This window comes from Vibrio gallicus, from assembly GCF_024346875.1.
Classification (GTDB): domain Bacteria; phylum Pseudomonadota; class Gammaproteobacteria; order Enterobacterales; family Vibrionaceae; genus Vibrio; species Vibrio gallicus.
Map to the genome: position 1 here is coordinate 2,277,818 of NZ_AP024871.1, position 17,260 is coordinate 2,295,077.

The 17,260-nt window shown below is 44.0% G+C and carries 12 protein-coding genes; 3 read left to right on the top strand and 9 right to left on the bottom strand.

Annotated elements, in window-relative coordinates; translation table 11 throughout:
- Window positions 1–154: 154 nt before the first annotated feature.
- The 5 genes from OCU28_RS10660 to OCU28_RS10680 all read right to left on the bottom strand — a co-directional run bounded on the left by OCU28_RS10660 (window position 155) and on the right by OCU28_RS10680 (window position 9,371).
- Entirely contained in the window at window positions 155–1,747 is a 1,593-nt protein-coding gene (locus OCU28_RS10660; RefSeq protein ID WP_261816149.1) for an ABC-F family ATPase, read from the bottom strand.
- Between the two features lie 88 nt (window positions 1,748–1,835).
- On the bottom strand, window positions 1,836–3,275 hold the full coding sequence (locus OCU28_RS10665) for an ATP-binding cassette domain-containing protein (RefSeq protein WP_261816150.1): 1,440 nt from the start codon (window positions 3,273–3,275) through the stop codon (window positions 1,836–1,838).
- 98 nt (window positions 3,276–3,373) lie between these two features.
- Window positions 3,374–7,024, bottom strand: coding sequence for a pullulanase-type alpha-1,6-glucosidase (pulA, locus tag OCU28_RS10670; protein ID WP_261816151.1), 3,651 nt, complete (start codon window positions 7,022–7,024; stop codon window positions 3,374–3,376).
- Between the two features lie 359 nt (window positions 7,025–7,383).
- Window positions 7,384–9,030: a chaperonin GroEL gene (gene groL, locus OCU28_RS10675; protein ID WP_261816152.1), complete on the bottom strand. Its 1,647-nt coding sequence runs from the start codon at window positions 9,028–9,030 to the stop codon at window positions 7,384–7,386.
- A 50-nt stretch (window positions 9,031–9,080) separates the two neighbouring features.
- A complete protein-coding gene (locus OCU28_RS10680; RefSeq protein WP_261816153.1) occupies window positions 9,081–9,371 on the bottom strand; it encodes a co-chaperone GroES in 291 nt (96 codons plus the stop codon).
- Window positions 9,372–9,609: 238 nt separating this feature from the next.
- Here OCU28_RS10680 and OCU28_RS10685 point away from each other — a divergent pair, with 238 nt between their 5' ends.
- Window positions 9,610–10,944, top strand: a complete 1,335-nt coding sequence (locus OCU28_RS10685) for an MATE family efflux transporter (RefSeq protein WP_261816154.1) — start codon at window positions 9,610–9,612, stop codon at window positions 10,942–10,944.
- Window positions 10,945–10,951: 7 nt separating this feature from the next.
- On the opposite strand, the gene cysE is transcribed toward OCU28_RS10685, so the two are convergent.
- The 4 genes from cysE to OCU28_RS10705 form a co-directional block, all read right to left on the bottom strand.
- Window positions 10,952–11,773 carry a serine O-acetyltransferase gene (gene cysE, locus OCU28_RS10690; RefSeq protein WP_261816155.1) on the bottom strand — a complete coding sequence of 274 codons (822 nt, stop codon included), beginning with the start codon at window positions 11,771–11,773 and terminating at the stop codon, window positions 10,952–10,954.
- A gap of 28 nt (window positions 11,774–11,801) precedes the next feature.
- Window positions 11,802–12,827: an NAD(P)H-dependent glycerol-3-phosphate dehydrogenase gene (gene gpsA / locus OCU28_RS10695; protein ID WP_261816156.1), complete on the bottom strand. Its 1,026-nt coding sequence runs from the start codon at window positions 12,825–12,827 to the stop codon at window positions 11,802–11,804.
- 201 nt (window positions 12,828–13,028) lie between these two features.
- A complete protein-coding gene (secB, locus tag OCU28_RS10700; RefSeq protein ID WP_261816157.1) occupies window positions 13,029–13,502 on the bottom strand; it encodes a protein-export chaperone SecB in 474 nt (157 codons plus the stop codon).
- 101 nt (window positions 13,503–13,603) lie between these two features.
- Complete coding sequence (locus OCU28_RS10705) at window positions 13,604–14,074, bottom strand: rhodanese-like domain-containing protein (protein WP_261816158.1); 471 nt, start codon at window positions 14,072–14,074, stop codon at window positions 13,604–13,606.
- 393 nt (window positions 14,075–14,467) lie between these two features.
- On the opposite strand from OCU28_RS10705, the gene gpmM reads away from it, so the two are divergent.
- Both gpmM and OCU28_RS10715 read left to right on the top strand, forming a co-directional pair.
- Window positions 14,468–16,006 (top strand): 2,3-bisphosphoglycerate-independent phosphoglycerate mutase, encoded by a 1,539-nt coding sequence (gene gpmM, locus OCU28_RS10710; RefSeq protein ID WP_261816159.1) that lies wholly within the window; start codon window positions 14,468–14,470, stop codon window positions 16,004–16,006.
- Window positions 16,007–16,069: 63 nt separating this feature from the next.
- Window positions 16,070–17,221, top strand: coding sequence for a murein hydrolase activator EnvC family protein (locus OCU28_RS10715; protein WP_261816160.1), 1,152 nt, complete (start codon window positions 16,070–16,072; stop codon window positions 17,219–17,221).
- The last annotated feature ends 39 nt before the right edge of the window (window positions 17,222–17,260 follow it).

Below are 17,260 nucleotides of genomic sequence, written 5' to 3' on the forward strand. Positions count from 1 at the left end.
TACAACGTTATAGACTTGAATATCAAGCACTCACCTAAGCATAAATCAAAATCACAAACTCACACGGAAAAGACAAAAATTTCATATATTTATCATAAAAAAAGCCCCTAGCATGATGCTAAGGGCTATCTATAAAACTAACTAACGAGTAGCGTTAGCCAGTGATACTACGCGACTTCAACAACTCCGCATATGTACCACGGAAGTCATTGATCTTATTGTCTTTGATTTCAAGCACTCGGGTAGCCAATGAATCTACGAACACACGGTCGTGCGATACGAAGAATAACGTCCCTTTATATTGCTCAAGTGCAGTATTTAGCGACTCAATAGATTCCATGTCCATGTGGTTGGTTGGTTCATCCATCAATAGAATGTTTGGCTTATGCATCATGATTTTACCCAACAGCATACGACCTTGCTCACCACCAGACAGAACCTTTACTGACTTCTTAATATCATCCTGACCAAATAGCATACGACCAAGGAAGCTGCGCACTACCTGCTCATCTTCACCTTCTTGACGCCATTGTGACATCCAATCAAAAACCTTCAGGTCTTCGGCAAAGTCTTCGGCATGGTCTTGAGCATAATAGCCAATATTTGAGTTTTCAGACCACTTGAACTCACCTGAGCGTGCATTAAGTGCACCTGCCAAGGTGTTAAGTAGCGTTGTTTTACCTACGCCGTTCTCACCGATAATCGCAACGCGCTCACCCACTTCGAAGATAGCGTTAAAGTCAGTGAATAGGTCATTTTCAAAGCCTTGAGTTAGGTTTTCCACAACCAGTGCATTACGGAACAACTCTTTAGATTGCTCAAAGCGAATAAATGGGTTTTGGCGGCTTGATGCCTTAACTTCTTCAAGCTGAATCTTATCAATTTGCTTAGCACGAGAGGTTGCTTGCTTAGCCTTTGATGCGTTTGCAGAGAAGCGTGATACAAAGGTTTGTAACTCAGAAATCTGAGCTTTTTTCTTCGCATTATCAGAAAGTAAACGTTCGCGAACCTGAGTTGCCGCCGTCATGTACTCATCATAATTACCAGGATATAGGCGCAGTTCACCGTAATCCAAATCCGCCATATGAGTACATACAGAGTTAAGGAAGTGACGGTCATGCGAAATGATAATCATGGTGCAATCACGCTGATTAAGGGTCTCTTCCAGCCAGCGAATAGTATCCATATCCAAGTTGTTGGTTGGTTCATCAAGTAGCATGATGTGCGGGTCTGCAAATAGCACCTGAGCCAATAGCACACGCAGTTTCCAACCCGGAGCAACCTCACTCATCAAGCCATAGTGAAGCTCTTCTTCAATACCAACAGCCAACAAAAGCTCTCCGGCTTTGGCTTCTGCCATATAGCCGTCCATCTCCGCAAACTGAACTTCTAGGTCCGCAACTAGCATACCTTCGTCTTCAGTCATCTCAGGCAGTGAGTAAATGCGTTCACGCTCCTGTTTCACTTCCCAAAGCTCTTTAAAGCCCATGATTACAGTATCAATAACTGTAAACTCTTCATAAGCAAATTGGTTCTGGTTTAGCTTAGCAACACGCTCATTTGGGTCATAGCTAACGTTCCCACCAGAAGGCTCTAGTTCACCACTTAAGATCTTCATGAAGGTAGACTTACCGCAGCCATTAGCACCGATAAGGCCATAGCGATTGCCTTCACCAAATTTAACTGAGATATTTTCAAAAAGTGGTTTAGCACCGAACTGTTGAGTGATATTAGCTGTGGAAATCAAAGCGGACCCTTATGCATAAAAAAATAACCGCGCAAAGGTACTCGTTTGCGGGAAAAATAGCCAGTAAAGTTTGAAGTTGTACACAATTTTATTTGTGACTTATCACTAAACGATGCCCTTCTGAGTGTGGTTCAAAGTCAATAAAGCTTTGAATTGCTTTAAGTTCATCTTCTTGATAGTGAGTGACATACAACAAGGTGCTTAAATTAGCACTCGCAATCTTATCCAAGGCAGCATGTACAAGTTGGCGACTAATAAAATCTAGCCCTTGATATGGCTCATCCAGCACCAATAGCTCAGGTTGCTTGATAAGCGCTCGTGCTACCAGTAACAAGCGTTGCTGCCCGTAATCTAGGCTTTTAAAACCAACCTTGGCTAAGTGACCCATTTCAAGAACCTCTAACCAGCGCTGGGCAAATTGAACTTGCTTCTTACTCGGTTGCTCATACAAACCAATTGAGTCAAAGTAACCCGATAACAGCACCTCAAGGGCATTACACCCAACCCGGTATTGCAGGTGTAATGATGAAGAGACAATACCGATACGCTTTTTAACATCCCAGATAGACTCACCACTCCCACGCTTGATCCCAAATATCTGAATATCATTGGCATAGCATTGTGGATGGTCTCCAACAATCAATCCTAATAAGGTGCTCTTACCACAACCATTTGGTCCACGCACCTGCCAGTGCTGGCCGCGCGCCATGCTCCAAGTGAAGTCTTTAAAGATCACTCCATCAAGGTATTCGACCTTAGCGTTGGTAAGGGATATCAATGCCCCACTCGCGGGCTGAATAGACTGTTCCGACTCCATCAACCCAAGCCAATCTTCACTCTTTGATTGAGATAATGCTTGTACCTGCTGCCGCAAGGGATGTTGCTGCCATTGATCCATGGTCAGTGTTTGATTTAGCCTTTGATTATCAAACAGGGCAATATTAGAAATACAGCTTGGAAACTCATCCTCTCGCGAGGTCATAACAATCAGCTGCATCTTACTCGCAAGCTGATTGAGAAGTACGGTCAGCGATGCTCTATGCGCTATATCTAATCCAGAGTAGGGCTCATCTAGTATCAAAAGTTGAGGGTCTAAAACTAATGCTCTCGCTAACATCAAGCGGCGGGTTTCCCCTGTTGAAAGCTGCCTAAATGGTCGATTTTTTAGTGAGTCTAAGTCTGCTTTTTGTATTACATCTTCAAGCTTCTGCTCACTACAACCCAGCTCTAATATAAGTTGTTCAACGCTAGAGCCGTAATCTATAGAGTCCTGAAAGTCGGTTTCATCATTGGCAAGCTCACGCTCAAGAAGCTTTTGTTGTTCATACAAAGAGACGCAGCCTATCGCTTGTGGGAGCTGGTTAAGCACGCCACTGTCCGTCTCAATCTCTTGGGTCAGCACCTGTTCCAATAATCGATTGCTATCGCCTGAAGTGGTGAGTATTCCCCAATGCTTGTCACCTAATAGCCAATCCTTAATAACCAGCTTAGTGGTAGCATTACCGATATTGAGTCCCTGAATATGCATACTGTGCTCCTTATTTTTTCTCATTGTGCCACGACTCTAGGCATAAAAAAATCCGCCTATACAAGGCGGATATAATTATACAGTTACCTAGGAGAGCGTTATTCGACTCTTGTTACTGATACCACAGGTGCAGCAGGTCCATCACCAGGCAATACATATGCCGCATTTAGCGTAAATTGATAAAGACCACTATCGCTAATATTGATGACACAATTTCCATCACTACCTAGCGGTAAAGAGTCACTGCCTTGCTCAGCCCAGTCACAGCCGATATTTGGCTGTGACCAGCTCGCATCTGCAAATTTAAAGCCATACTCACCCGCTTCTAGTTGTGCTTGTAACTGATAATTTCCATTACCAACAAAACTCATTGCAAAGTTTGGATCATCACTCCAACCATTCATATCCCCTTTTACGAAAACCGTTGTATCACCATAAGGAGGCTGATTAGATGAGTCTTTATTGCTCCAATCAACAGGTAGACCTGCACCTTGAGTCCCTAGTTGAGGCTGCACAAACACTGCGGTAGTCAGTGCCGGAACATTAAAGGTTGAAGAACTAAAGGTTGATTGCTTAACAATGTCATCAGCCGAACTCTGCTGTACTGAATGAAGCTCAAAGTTTTGCGCCCCATCAACAGTAAAGCTTTGCATTTCAGAGGTCGCATTCACCACGACTACGATTGCATCGTAGTTTGGATCAAGGTCTGCGCCAGCGCTCACCCCATCGTCTATCGACATCACGACCAAGCCATAGGTTTGGCCTTGTCCAACGTTACGGAAATCAACACGGTTTTCCACATCTTGAGCGGTTTGTAGCATGAACAATGGACTTCCAGTGCGCATCTTAAGAAGCTCTATGAATTGCTGCTTAGCCAGCTCTATATTCGACTCATCTACCTCTAGAGTAGGGTCGGCAATAATCTGACCGATCAGTTCATAGTTGGCACCATCTTTATCTTCACGTGGTAAACCCACATTCCAATTGTTATCGCTGCCATCAAAACGGACTCGGTTAAACCAATCGCCAGAGTCATAAGAGTCTCGCTGCATTGATTTGGAACGCAACAATTCCGAACCCATGTGAATGAATGGAATACCTTGCCCTGTCATCACAGTAGATAACGCCACTGTCTGCATGCGAGCACGCTCGGCCGGCTCCACTCCAGTAGCGGCTTTATAGGCATTGTTATCCCATAGGGTTTGGTTGTCATGTTTAGATACGTAAGAGATATTTTCTGATGGTGCTTTGGTGTAACCTGCAGGGGCGCCATTATAGTCGATGCTTTTACCATCTTTGGTCGCTCCGGTGTAATCAACTAAAACATAGTCAGCCAAATTACCTGCCATTCCTAAGCGTACAAGGTCTTGATTGTGAAGCATGTTATCAAGCTCTTGTTGGCTCATATCTCGACGCTCATTTGGGTACGCAGCATTGGCAAATCCTTGATTCTTACGCAACCCAGTATGGTCTCCATCAAATGGACTGCCGCCACGCATAGCATCACGTAATCGGTCAGAAAAAGTACCAATACCCGTACCAGCCATATTAATTTGATTTGCCTGCTCAAAACGTGCGTTATTCGCTACCTCACCAAAGTCCCAGCCCTCACCGTAGAACAAGATGTCAGGACGCACCTTACGTACTTCTTCTAGCGCCTCAACCATCAAGTTTTTAGGTTGATGAGCCATAAGATCAAAGCGGAATCCATCCACGTTATATTCTTTAGCCCACGTAACCAAAGAGTCCACCATCAGCTTACCCATCATCAGATTCTCTGTGGCTGTGTTATCACAACAAGTTGAGGTCTCTACCCCACCAGTAGTGATATTCAATCGATGATAATATCCAGGGACAATCTTATCTAATACAGACTTGTCATTGGTACCAGAAGCATTGGTATGGTTGTATACCACATCCATAATTAGCTTAAGGCCCATATCATGGGTTGCCTTTACCATTTCCCTAAATTCTTTGATACGGGTTGAGCCTTCTGCATTGGTCGCATAACTGCCCTCTGGTACCGTATAGTGGAATGGGTCATAGCCCCAGTTAAAGCTATCTAAGTCTCGCAGGTCATTCATCAAAGATTGTGCATCTTTGGTTGCAGGGTCATAGCTTTGCAACACACTTTCTATGGTTGCATTGCTATCTTGATTGCCACATACGCTAGCCGTTGGTCTTACCTCACACAACTCGCCAACAGTGTCATCAATATCTATCGTGTGCGCTTCATTTACCGTTGCAATATCAAACGCAGGCAGAATATGAAGAGTATTTAATCCTGCTTCCTGAAGCTGTTTAAGGTGGCTAACAGATTCGCGCTGCTGTTCGGTGAGTGCGAGGTATTTACCATTATTAGAAGGGTCTCCCATAGCGTCACTGAAACTAAAATCTCTTAGTTGAGATTCATATAAAATATGATACTCATCGAGATATTCACCATCATCCCCGGTTGGAGTTTCAGGTCTTTCATAATCGTCCCAATTTTCAGGTTTAAGATGTTTATCATCTTCTAAGTCAACAACCTGAGAATATGCGGAGTTAGCTGAAACACTCAATGAGTAAGGGTCGGTGACCATTACAGTTTCGAGTCGTTTTGTGGTTGGATGGTATACAGTGATCTCGTAGCGGTAAAACTTATCCACGGCACCTTGAACATCATCAGATTCCCACACGCCATTGTGCGGATTCTCAACCATTGGAACCTTTTTAGTCTGCTTCTTCTGTGGGGTGTAGATGTAAAGGGTTACGTTTTGAGCAGTTGGTGCCCACAACTTAAAGTTAGTACTCGAGCCGTCAACAATTGCCCCAAGCTCTTGAGAGATTGCATTGCCGGCACTCTCATTTGCAAACACATCATCGAGAACCCCAGATTTCTGTATTTCAGTTGAGCTCATAAGTTCATTGTCAGCGTTATATGCCGCCAATACGATCTGGCTCTTTAATATTTGTCTTAACGTCTCATCATCAACATCAATATTAATTCCAGTAAAGCCCGCTAAGTGCGGAAAATGAGCCTTAAGCTCTTGGCTTAAATCACCCTCAACCTCCAACTCAATAGCCGTTCCACCTGTAATAGATTTTGATGCTGCATCCAGCTTAATTTTATTGCTTGGTGAATAACGAAGAACGATTTTATCGGCACTGGAAGCAGCCTCCCACGCGATAGTTTGTTTATCTAACCAGTGAGCTTTCTGCCCATCAATAGCTATCGGTCGTTCTGCAACAGGCTCATAGTAGATCTCACTGCTGCCATGGAAACCAAATAAACTGCGAGTCTCACCAAGCTGATTCAGCTGAACCTTATGATTCGCACTCCCAAATCCCTTTTCATCCCCATTATGCAGAATAAAGTTCATACACTTATGCGGGTCTGAAGCTAGCGTATCAATCTTTAACACGTAGTATGCACCGTAGGTTTGGTTAAAACCGGTAGCAGGATAAGGCGCATCCCAACTGGTTCCAGTTGCGGCAATATTCATTCGCTCTAAATCAGTACTAGTACACCCTTCTCCGTTCCATAGGTGTAACCCCCAGCCTGCATAATCTTCAGCTGATGCCCCATCACGCTTGTAATAGATCACAACCTCATCCGGCTTTACTGGATGCAGAGCTTCATTACCTGGAGTTTCACTAGGTACATTCGGTTTATTATCTGTGGTCGAGTCCCCACCACAACCTGCTAAAATCGCAGCAACTAACATCGGCATGGTAGCTTTAGCTAATGTGCTCACACTAAATTTCATTAATTACCCTTACTAAGTTTTAATCAAGATCTCAAGTTCAGCGTATCTTGAGTGTTCAATATCTTAGTCAGGAGCTTCCGCTACATAATGTGATTGCAGCCAAAAATAACCTTTAAAAACAATCAGATATAAAATACCACCAACATCATCACAGATTGCAGGCATACAGATCATCGCTGCTATCAACATCTGTACGCTGAGTCGCTACGCCCTCAAAAAGCAAAATACGCCTTCGTGTATCCGCCTTTTACTACCTGTTTTATCGCCCCGTAATTGGTGACTTAAATAAAGCATATTACGAGCAAAAAAAAACGAGAGCACTAGGCTCTCGTTTATAGAATTTATAAACCAAGTATGGCTTACATCATGCCAGGCATACCGCCCATGCCACCCATACCGCCCATATCAGGCATTGCAGGAGCGTCGCCTTGTGGCTTATCCGTTACCATAGCTTCTGTAGTGATCATAAGACCTGCTACAGATGCAGCAAACTGAAGTGCGCTACGCGTTACTTTAGTTGGATCAAGAATACCCATCGCTAGCATATCGCCGTATTCGCCAGTAGCTGCGTTGTAGCCGTAGCTACCTTCGCCCGCTTTAACGTTGTTCGCCACTACAGAATCTTCGTCACCTGCGTTCTTAGTGATCTGACGAATTGGAGATTCCATCGCACGTAGAGCAACGCGGATACCTACGTTCTGCTCTTCGTTGTCACCAGTAAGCTCAGTTAGCTGAGATGCTGCGCGGATAAGTGCTACACCGCCGCCTGCTACAACGCCTTCTTCAACCGCTGCGCGAGTTGCATGCAGTGCATCTTCAACGCGGTCTTTCTTCTCTTTCATCTCAACTTCAGTTGCAGCGCCAACTTTGATTACTGCAACACCGCCTGCTAACTTAGCAACGCGCTCTTGAAGTTTTTCTTTATCGTAGTCAGAAGTTGCATCTTCAACTTGTTGACGAATTTGACCAACGCGAGCGTTGATAGCAGCTTCATCACCAGCACCATCGATAATGGTTGAGTTTTCTTTAGTGATAGTAACGCGCTTAGCTTGACCAAGGTCTTCTAGGGTTACTTTCTCTAGGTCTAGGCCGATTTCTTCAGAAATCACAGTGCCGCCAGTTAGGATAGCGATGTCTTGAAGCATAGCTTTACGACGGTCACCAAAACCAGGCGCCTTAACTGCTGCTACTTTAACGATGCCACGCATGTTGTTTACAACAAGTGTTGCAAGCGCTTCACCTTCAACATCTTCAGCAATGATAAGTAGCGGACGAGATGCCTTAGCAACTGCTTCTAGTGTTGGAAGTAGCTCACGAATGTTTGATACTTTCTTATCGATAAGAAGAATAAATGGGCTTTCTAGGTCTACGCTACCTGCTTCTTGATTGTTAACGAAGTAAGGAGATAGGTAACCGCGATCGAACTGCATACCTTCAACTACGTCTAGCTCGTCTTGAAGAGCCTGACCTTCTTCAACAGTGATAACACCATCACGGCCTACTTTTTCCATCGCTTCAGCAATGATGTTGCCTACAGTCACATCAGAGTTTGCAGAGATAGTACCTACCTGAGCGATAGCTTTAGTATCAGCACAAGGTTGAGATAGGTTCTTAAGCTCTTCAACTGCAGCAATCACTGCTTTGTCGATACCACGCTTAAGATCCATTGGGTTCATACCAGCAGCGACAGCCTTAAGGCCTTCAGTGATGATAGATTGAGCCAGTACTGTTGCAGTAGTTGTACCGTCACCCGCAGCATCGTTTGCTTGAGATGCTACTTCTTTAACCATTTGCGCGCCCATGTTTTGGAACTTGTCTTCAAGTTCAATTTCACGAGCAACAGATACACCATCTTTAGTGATAGTTGGTGCACCAAAAGATTTGTCTAGAACTACGTTACGGCCTTTAGGACCTAGCGTAACTTTTACTGCGTCAGCTAGAACGTTGACACCTTCTAGCATTTTGATTCGTGCGTCGTTACCAAATTTAACGTCTTTAGCAGCCATTTTTATATTCCTTTCTAAATTCTATTTTTTAGTTGTTGATTCAGAATCGATTATTCAACAATTGCCATGATGTCATTTTCAGACATGATAAGAACTTCTTTGCCGTCGATCTTTTCAGTCTTAGTACCGTAGCCTTCAGAAAAAATCACAGTATCGCCAACTTTAACGTCTAGAGGTTGTACCGTACCGTTTTCAAGGATACGACCTTTACCAACTGCAACTACGACGCCGCGAGTAGATTTTTCTGCAGCAGAACCAGTAAGTACGATGCCGCCAGCAGATTTTGATTCAACTTCTTGACGCTCAACGATAACTCGGTCGTGTAATGGACGAATGTTCATCGATTGATTCTCCTAAATTAACTTTTTTGATAAGTGAGGTTTGCCAACTTTTGGCTAGTGCTAACTATGATGGGGGTAAACCATGTAAACCCAAGGGGAAAAGCCAACAAATTTACAAATTTTGTGCACTTAATCAGATTGATTCTTATAAGCAATCATCAAATAAAGGCGCAATTGTGGCTCACGGGATATGAAATGGTTATGCTAGAGGCACAATTAACACCCAGTACCCACTTATATGCAAGATAAACACGGTCTATTAACCGACCCTATTGGCGATGTATTGCGAAGAATGACTTTGCCAATGGTGTTGGGCATTATCGCTATCTTGCTCATGAACCTAGTCGATGCATTTTTTATCTCACTACTTGGTACAGAACCGTTAGCTGCGATCAGCTTTACCTTTCCTGTAACCTTTGGTTTAAATAGTTTAACCATGGGCGTTGGCTTAGGAATCTCAACCTTTGTAGGACGCTTCTTAGGCCAAGGTGACAACCAAAGCGCAGCACGTTTTTCCAGTCATGGAATCTTGCTGGCTGTGATCTTAGTGGTGGTAATGTCTGGACTTGGCATCTATTTCATCGAGCCAATATTTCAAGCCCTTGGTGCCCCCTCAGACCTGCTACCTCTGATAAAGCAGTATATGTATATTTGGTTTTTTGCCATTCCACTGCTGACCATCCCTATGGCCGGAAACTCCGCAATTCGAGCCAGTGGCGATACCAAAACGCCATCTCAAATCATGATGTTTGCTGCGCTAGTCAACGCCATCTTAGACCCTATTTTAATCTTTGGTTACCTAGGAGCGCCGAGACTCGGCATTCAAGGCGCAGCCATTGCAAGTGCAATTAGCTGGGGAGCGGCACTCATTTGGTCTCTAACGATATTGACCCAGCGTGAAAAGCTCCTCAAATGGCCGATATTGAATACCCTGCTCCAAGATTGGAAAAAAATCTTACATATCTCGCTTCCTGCCGCAGTTGCCAACTCTTTGGTTCCTCTGTCGAATGCAATCTTGATGAAGTTAGTTTCTGCACAGGGCGTATTTGCGGTTGCCGCCTACGGCGCAGCGCAGCGAGTAGAGTCAATATTACTGATTGTACTGATGGCACTTACATCAGCGCTGACCCCGTTTATCGCCCAAAATCTGGGCGCAAAAAACATCAAGCGATGCATGGATGCTCTGTTCCTATGTCTGCGCTTCTCGATTCTTTTTCAGTTTCTTATATTTATAATGATGGTGCCCCTTAGTACCGCCATTGCCAGCCTATTTAGCCAAGATAATGAAGTAGAACAGCTGCTATGGTTGTACCTAATGTGCGTGCCATTTAGCTATGGTTTTCAAGGGGTAATTATGGTGTTGGTGAGCACTTTAAATGCCATGCATAAGCCGGCACAGGCTTTCTTGTGGAGTGGTATGCGCTTATTTGTATTTACCCTTCCATGTGCTTGGATAGGTGCTACTTATTACGGTGAACAGGGATTATTCATTGGAATAGGGATAGGCAATATTTTGGCTGGAGTAACCGGCTATGGGTATGCCCTCCAGCTCAAAAAGAAGCAGTTCAGCTAAGCCGTAGCTAAATACCAGCTCCATCGATAAAGTTTTGAGACCTACCGTTGAATTGCTGATCCATATCTTCAGCTGGCTTGTCTGACTTAGGTCTACCTACTACCTTTGCCGGAACACCCGCCACTGTAGTATGTGCCGGAACGGCTTGTAGCACTACCGAGCAAGAACCGATCTTGGCGCCTTCACCTACCTCAATATTACCAAGGATCTTAGCTCCAGCTCCAATCATTACCCCTTCCCTAATTTTAGGATGGCGGTCGCCGGATTCTTTACCCGTACCACCTAAGGTAACATCTTGTAAGATGGACACATCATCTTCAACAATGGCAGTCTCACCGATAACAATCCCCGTAGCATGGTCAAGCATGATGCCCTTGCCTATCTGAGCGGCTGGATGGATATCAACCTGACAGGTAACTGAGATTTGATTTTGTAAGTAGGTTGCCAATGCAACACGGCCCTGCTTCCACAACCAATTTGCAATACGATGACCTTGCAGAGCATGATAGCCCTTAAGGTAAAGTAGTGGCGCTGAATACATTGAAACCGCTGGGTCTCGATTGACCGTAGCAAAGATATCAAACGCTGCTGAATTGGTAATCTCAGGGTCGGCAGCTAGTGCCTCTTCGATAACATCACGCACTCCCATGGCAGACATGGAAGCTGTGCGCAGTTTATTTGCCAAGATATAACTCAATGCAGCCGCGAAGCTATCATGATTGATAATAGTTGCATGGTAGAAGCTCGCCAGCATAGGCTCTTGTTCAGCCTGTTGGCGAGCTTCGGCAATTATGCAATCCCAAATTTGCTTCGGTTTACATCTATTCATCAATATGGTTCCTATACAACCCTGTGGATTAGCGTTCTGCTTTTTTGTCTCTCGCCAGCAGGTCTTGCGCTGCCATACGAGCATCTTTGTCTTGGTAAAGAACTTGGTATATTTGGTCTACTATTGGCATTTCAACCCCTTGGCGGTTGGCCAGCATCCATACCTCTTTGGTGTTTCTATACCCTTCAACAACTTGACCAATTTCTTGTTGAGCGGTATCTACGTCCTGCCCTTTACCCAGAGCCAAACCAAAGCGACGGTTACGAGATTGGTTATCGGTACAAGTTAAGACCAGATCGCCCAGCCCTGCCATTCCCATAAAGGTTTCTGGTTTTGCTCCCAAAGCGGCCCCTAAACGCGTCATCTCAGCAAGGCCTCGCGTAATTAGTGCAGTACGCGCATTCGCTCCAAAGCCAATGCCATCGGACATACCAGCACCAATAGCAATAACATTTTTGACCGCACCCCCAAGCTGCATACCAATAAAGTCATCATTGGCATAAACGCGGAATGATTTGCTGCAATGGATCTTCTCTTGCAGTTCATTTGCAAACTCAGGAGTTGATGATGCAACGGAAATTGCAGTCGGCAATCCCATTGCTAACTCTTTGGCAAAAGTAGGTCCAGACAATACCGCCAATGGGTACTGATCACCTAATACGTCGGTTGCGACATCTTTAAGTAGTCGACCTGTTTCTGGTTCTAACCCTTTGGTAGCCCAACAGATTCTATGTTCAGGAGTAAGGTGTGGCTTCAAGCTATTAAGCACAAGGCCAAATACATGACTAGGCACTACAACCAAGATATCACGACTCGCCGCGACTGCTGCTGCAAGGTCAGACTCAACAATCAAGGAGTCAGGAAAAGAAATATCAGGTAAAAAAGCCTTATTCTCGCGATCTTGCTCAAGCTGCTGCATGTGCTCAGGTTCATGTCCCCACATAGCGACTTTCGCGCCATTTCGAGCTAAAGAGATTGCCAGAGAGGTACCATAAGAGCCTGCGCCGATTACCGTCATTGATACATCAGAAAATTCGGTAGTAATTTCAGCCATAGTTAATTCCATTTGCTTGATTGGATTGCACGAGAGTATATACGTAAGTGGTCTCTAGATGCAGTATATTGAATGAGCACTAAGCTCATCAAATAAGGATACTTACGTATATACCCTAAGCTATAAATAAAAAATGCACCCCTTGTCAGTGATACTGACCCGACGTGCATTTTTCGCAATTAATTCAGAATGAATTAATGATTAAGCGTCAGCTTGAGCTTGCTCTTGTTGCTGTTGGCTTTGTAGGTAGTTCATGAACAATGCATCAAAGTTTACTGGTGCTAGGTTCAGTTGTGGGAACGTACCTTTAATCACTAGGTTAGAGATAGTTTCACGAGCGTATGGGAATAGGATGTTCGGGCAGAATGCACCTAGGCAATGCGCCAATTGACCTGCTTCCATATCTTCAGCAGTGAAGATACCACCTTGTTGGATTTCACATAGGAAAGCCGTTTCTTCAGCGTTTTTCACTGTCACAGTTAGACGAAGAACAACTTCGTATACGCCTTCACCTAGCTCTGCACTTTTAGTGTCTAGATCTAGGTTAACATCTGGGTTCCACTCTTTTTGGAACATTACAGGTGAGTTTGGCGCTTCAAAAGAAAGATCTTTTAGAAAGATACGTTGAATTGCAAAGTTTTGTTGTGGTTGTTGAGTCGCTGCTGCGTCTGACATTGTTATTTCCTTAATATTTCTTACTGATGTTGACGTTTATATGTTTATTGCGAGCGGTAATAAAGACCTAACTCGCAATTTCTTGATATAAACCTCAACTCCTAATTAGTTGCTTTTGCTTGCTTCTTTTTACGTGGTTCTTTTTTAACTCGAACTAAAGGTAGACTCGCATCAGCCCAAGAACTTAAACCATTTTTCAGAATAAACACTTGTTCAAAGCCAGCCTTCGCAAGCAAGTTTGCACTTTCTACTGAAGTTTGACCTGTCTTACATACTACGATTATTGGGTCACTTTTACGGTTTTCAAGCTCACCAAATGTTCCGTTTTTAATCTCTGAAGGCAAAATGTGAACTGAGTCAGTAATATGGCCTTTCTTAAACTCATCCTTAGCACGGATATCAACCACAACACCATTTTCACGGTTGATAAATGTGGTCACTTGTTGAGTATCAATTTCTTTATAACCCGCAGTAGTAGATTTCACGACATTCATTACTAAGGTCACGATTAGACCTACCCAAATAACAGTCAGAATCAGGTTCTGCTGTGCAAACTCGAAAATTTCTTGCATCTATCGATACTCTTTTATTCAATAAAGTGACAAATTTAGCGGGCAGTATACCACTACCTGTCTAGGGTGTGACAAGATACGACCGCGGATACTCTAATAAAAGAGAACCCAGATCACGTCTAGGATAGGAAGTAAGCCCTCATTATTGAAGTTGGTAATACTTTTGAAACTAAGTTTCTAATGGGTTTGCAAATCCAGCACAACCAAACCAAAAGTGTGATCGAGATCAAACTATATTATCCATCCCTCATCGCATATCAGATTTTCTGTAGTAAAATTACGCTAACGTTTCACTTTATAAAAAGCTGAACAAACAAATTACGCTCACTCTCGCATTGTTCGAGAAACTGATGCATCAATTACTTACTTAAATTTTCTAATAGAGGTCAACATATGTCAGCTAAGAAGCCTATGGCTCTAGTGATTCTAGACGGTTACGGATACCGCGAAGATAACCAAGATAACGCTATTGCAAATGCAAAAACTCCAGTTCTTGATGGTCTAATTGCCAATCAACCGAATACTCTAATCTCTGCTTCGGGCATGGATGTTGGTCTACCTGACGGTCAAATGGGTAACTCTGAAGTGGGTCACACCAACATCGGTGCTGGTCGCGTTGTATATCAAGACCTGACTCGTATCACTAAGTCTATTGCAGACAAAGAATTCCAACAAAACGAAACGCTTGCTAACGCAATGGACAAGGCTATCAAGTCTGGTAACGCCGTTCACATCATGGGCCTTATGTCTCCAGGTGGCGTTCACAGCCACGAAGACCATATCTACGCAGCTATAGAAATGGCAGCTGAGCGCGGCGCAGAAAAAATCTACCTGCACTGTTTCCTAGACGGACGCGATACTCCACCTCGCTCTGCTGAAGGTTCTCTGCAACGTTTCCAAGAGCTGTTCGCTAAACTTGGTAAAGGCCGCGTAGCCTCTCTAGTAGGTCGCTACTACGCAATGGACCGTGATAACAACTGGGATCGCGTTCAACAAGCTTACGATTTGCTAACCGAAGCTAAGTCAGAATTCACTTTTGACAGCGCTGTAGCAGGTCTAGAAGCGGCTTACGCTCGTGACGAAAACGATGAGTTCGTTAAACCAACCGAGCTTAAAACTGATTCTGAAGAATCAGCAGCGATCGTTGATGGCGATGCAGTTATCTTCATGAACTACCGTGCTGACCGTGCTCGCGAAATCACTCGTAGCTTCGTGCCTGATTTTGACGGCTTTGCTCGTAACGTATTCCCATCTGTAGACTTTGTTATGCTGACGCAATACGCAGCTGACATCCCTCTACTTTGCGCATTCCCACCAGCGTCTCTAGAGAACACGTACGGTGAGTGGCTATCTAAAGCAGGTAAGACTCAGCTACGTATCTCTGAAACTGAGAAATACGCACACGTGACTTTCTTCTTCAATGGCGGTATTGAAAGCGAGTTTGCTGGTGAAGAGCGTCAACTAGTGGCTTCTCCTAAAGTAGCCACTTACGACCTACAACCTGAAATGAGCGCACCTGAACTGACTGACAAGCTAGTTGCTGCTATCAAGTCTGGTAAATACGACGCTATCGTTTGTAACTACCCTAACTGTGACATGGTTGGTCACACTGGCGTATACGATGCAGCAGTTAAAGCAAGCGAAGCACTAGACGAGTGTCTAGGTCGCGTTGTTGATGCAATCAACGAAGTTGACGGTCAAATGCTGATCACAGCTGACCACGGTAACGCAGAAATGATGGTGAACCCTGAAACAGGTGGCATCCACACAGCACACACTAATCTTCCTGTTCCACTTATCTATGTCGGTAACAAAGAGCTAGAGTTTAAGGCTGATGGTAAGCTTTCTGACCTAGCTCCAACCATGTTATCTCTATCGGATATGGAAATCCCTGCCGAGATGTCTGGTCAGATCATAGTAAATCTGAAATAATCTTCGCACTCAATCAGTCGCTACGCCATTGCGTAGCGACATCAGCAAAGTGCAAGATTTAGGATGACTCCAAAACCTACGCGTAAATATAAGTCAAACGTCAGTGTCAAAAGCACTGGCGTTTTGTTGTTACTAGCCACCTCACTACTCTATAGTACTGCGCCCTTAGCAAACACCGCAGATCTAAAGGGAGTCACAGGTGAAATTACTCGCCAACAAAAGAATCTAGTTCAACAACAAAAAGATCTAGATAAACTGCAAAAGCAACTCAAAACAGACGAGCTTGCGATAGCAAATGCCACTAAGAAACTGAAACAAACTCAGTCAACATTAAAGTATTCACAAAGCAATGCTCGTAAATTCCAAGCTGAATACGACGATCTAGTCAGACAAACTAAGCAACAAACGCAAGACCTTAAGAAATTGGTCAAGGCGTATTACATGATGCAATCCAATGCTAAGTTAGATAACTTTTTAAGCCAAGATAGCGCCCAAGAAAAAGATAGAATGAGTCAATACTATCAACATCTTGCTATTAAACGCACCGAAGCAATTGAAAGGCTTAAGCAGACAAACGAAGCACTTCAACAGAAAAACCAACAACTGCTTGCTGAGCAACAGCAAATTAAAGGACTACTCAATGAGCAGTCAAATCAGCTAGCTAAGTTGAAGAAATCACAATCAAGCCGCAAAGGCACTGTGGCTAAGTTTCGACGCAACATTAAAGGCGATACTGCACACCTCAATGAGTTAAAGCGAAATGAAGCTCGTCTAAAAGCAGAAATTGCCAAAGCCGCCAAACGAAACTCCGTACCTATGGATGGTCTAGCGAAACAGCGAGGCAAGCTTCCATGGCCAATTAAGGGTCGCGTTCTGCATCGGTATGGTTCAACTCAAAGTGGCCAAGTAGACTGGAAAGGTATTGTTATTAATGCCAACTATGAACAACCAGTAAAAGCAGTTTATCCGGGCAAAGTCGTATTTGCTGATTATCTGCGCGGTTATGGTTTAGTTATGCTCATAGACCACGGCAAAGGCGATATGACCTTATATGGCTATAACCAAGTTCTCACCAAAAAAGAAGGCGACAAAGTTACCGCAGGAGAAACCATAGCTCTTGCCGGCGACACTGGTGGTCAAAATCGCGCGTCTGTTTACTTTGAGCTAAGGCGTAACAGCCGTACTCAGAACCCACAACGCTGGTTGAAGAAATAAAAAAAGAGCCGACTACTTTTCATAGTCGGCTCTTTTTTA

What these genes read in the sequence shown, in the direction of transcription:
- OCU28_RS10665 (WP_261816150.1), bottom strand. Translation starts at nt 3,275, where the DNA reads ATGCATATTCAGGGACTCAATATCGGTAATGCTACCACTAAGCTGGTT.
- pulA (WP_261816151.1), bottom strand. Translation starts at nt 7,024, where the DNA reads ATGAAATTTAGTGTGAGCACATTAGCTAAAGCTACCATGCCGATGTTA.
- groL (WP_261816152.1), bottom strand. Translation starts at nt 9,030, where the DNA reads ATGGCTGCTAAAGACGTTAAATTTGGTAACGACGCACGAATCAAAATG.
- OCU28_RS10680 (WP_261816153.1), bottom strand. Translation starts at nt 9,371, where the DNA reads ATGAACATTCGTCCATTACACGACCGAGTTATCGTTGAGCGTCAAGAA.
- OCU28_RS10685 (WP_261816154.1), top strand. Translation starts at nt 9,610, where the DNA reads ATGCAAGATAAACACGGTCTATTAACCGACCCTATTGGCGATGTATTG.
- cysE (WP_261816155.1), bottom strand. Translation starts at nt 11,773, where the DNA reads ATGAATAGATGTAAACCGAAGCAAATTTGGGATTGCATAATTGCCGAA.
- gpsA (WP_261816156.1), bottom strand. Translation starts at nt 12,827, where the DNA reads ATGGCTGAAATTACTACCGAATTTTCTGATGTATCAATGACGGTAATC.
- secB (WP_261816157.1), bottom strand. Translation starts at nt 13,502, where the DNA reads ATGTCAGACGCAGCAGCGACTCAACAACCACAACAAAACTTTGCAATT.
- OCU28_RS10705 (WP_261816158.1), bottom strand. Translation starts at nt 14,074, where the DNA reads ATGCAAGAAATTTTCGAGTTTGCACAGCAGAACCTGATTCTGACTGTT.
- gpmM (WP_261816159.1), top strand. Translation starts at nt 14,468, where the DNA reads ATGTCAGCTAAGAAGCCTATGGCTCTAGTGATTCTAGACGGTTACGGA.
- OCU28_RS10715 (WP_261816160.1), top strand. Translation starts at nt 16,070, where the DNA reads ATGACTCCAAAACCTACGCGTAAATATAAGTCAAACGTCAGTGTCAAA.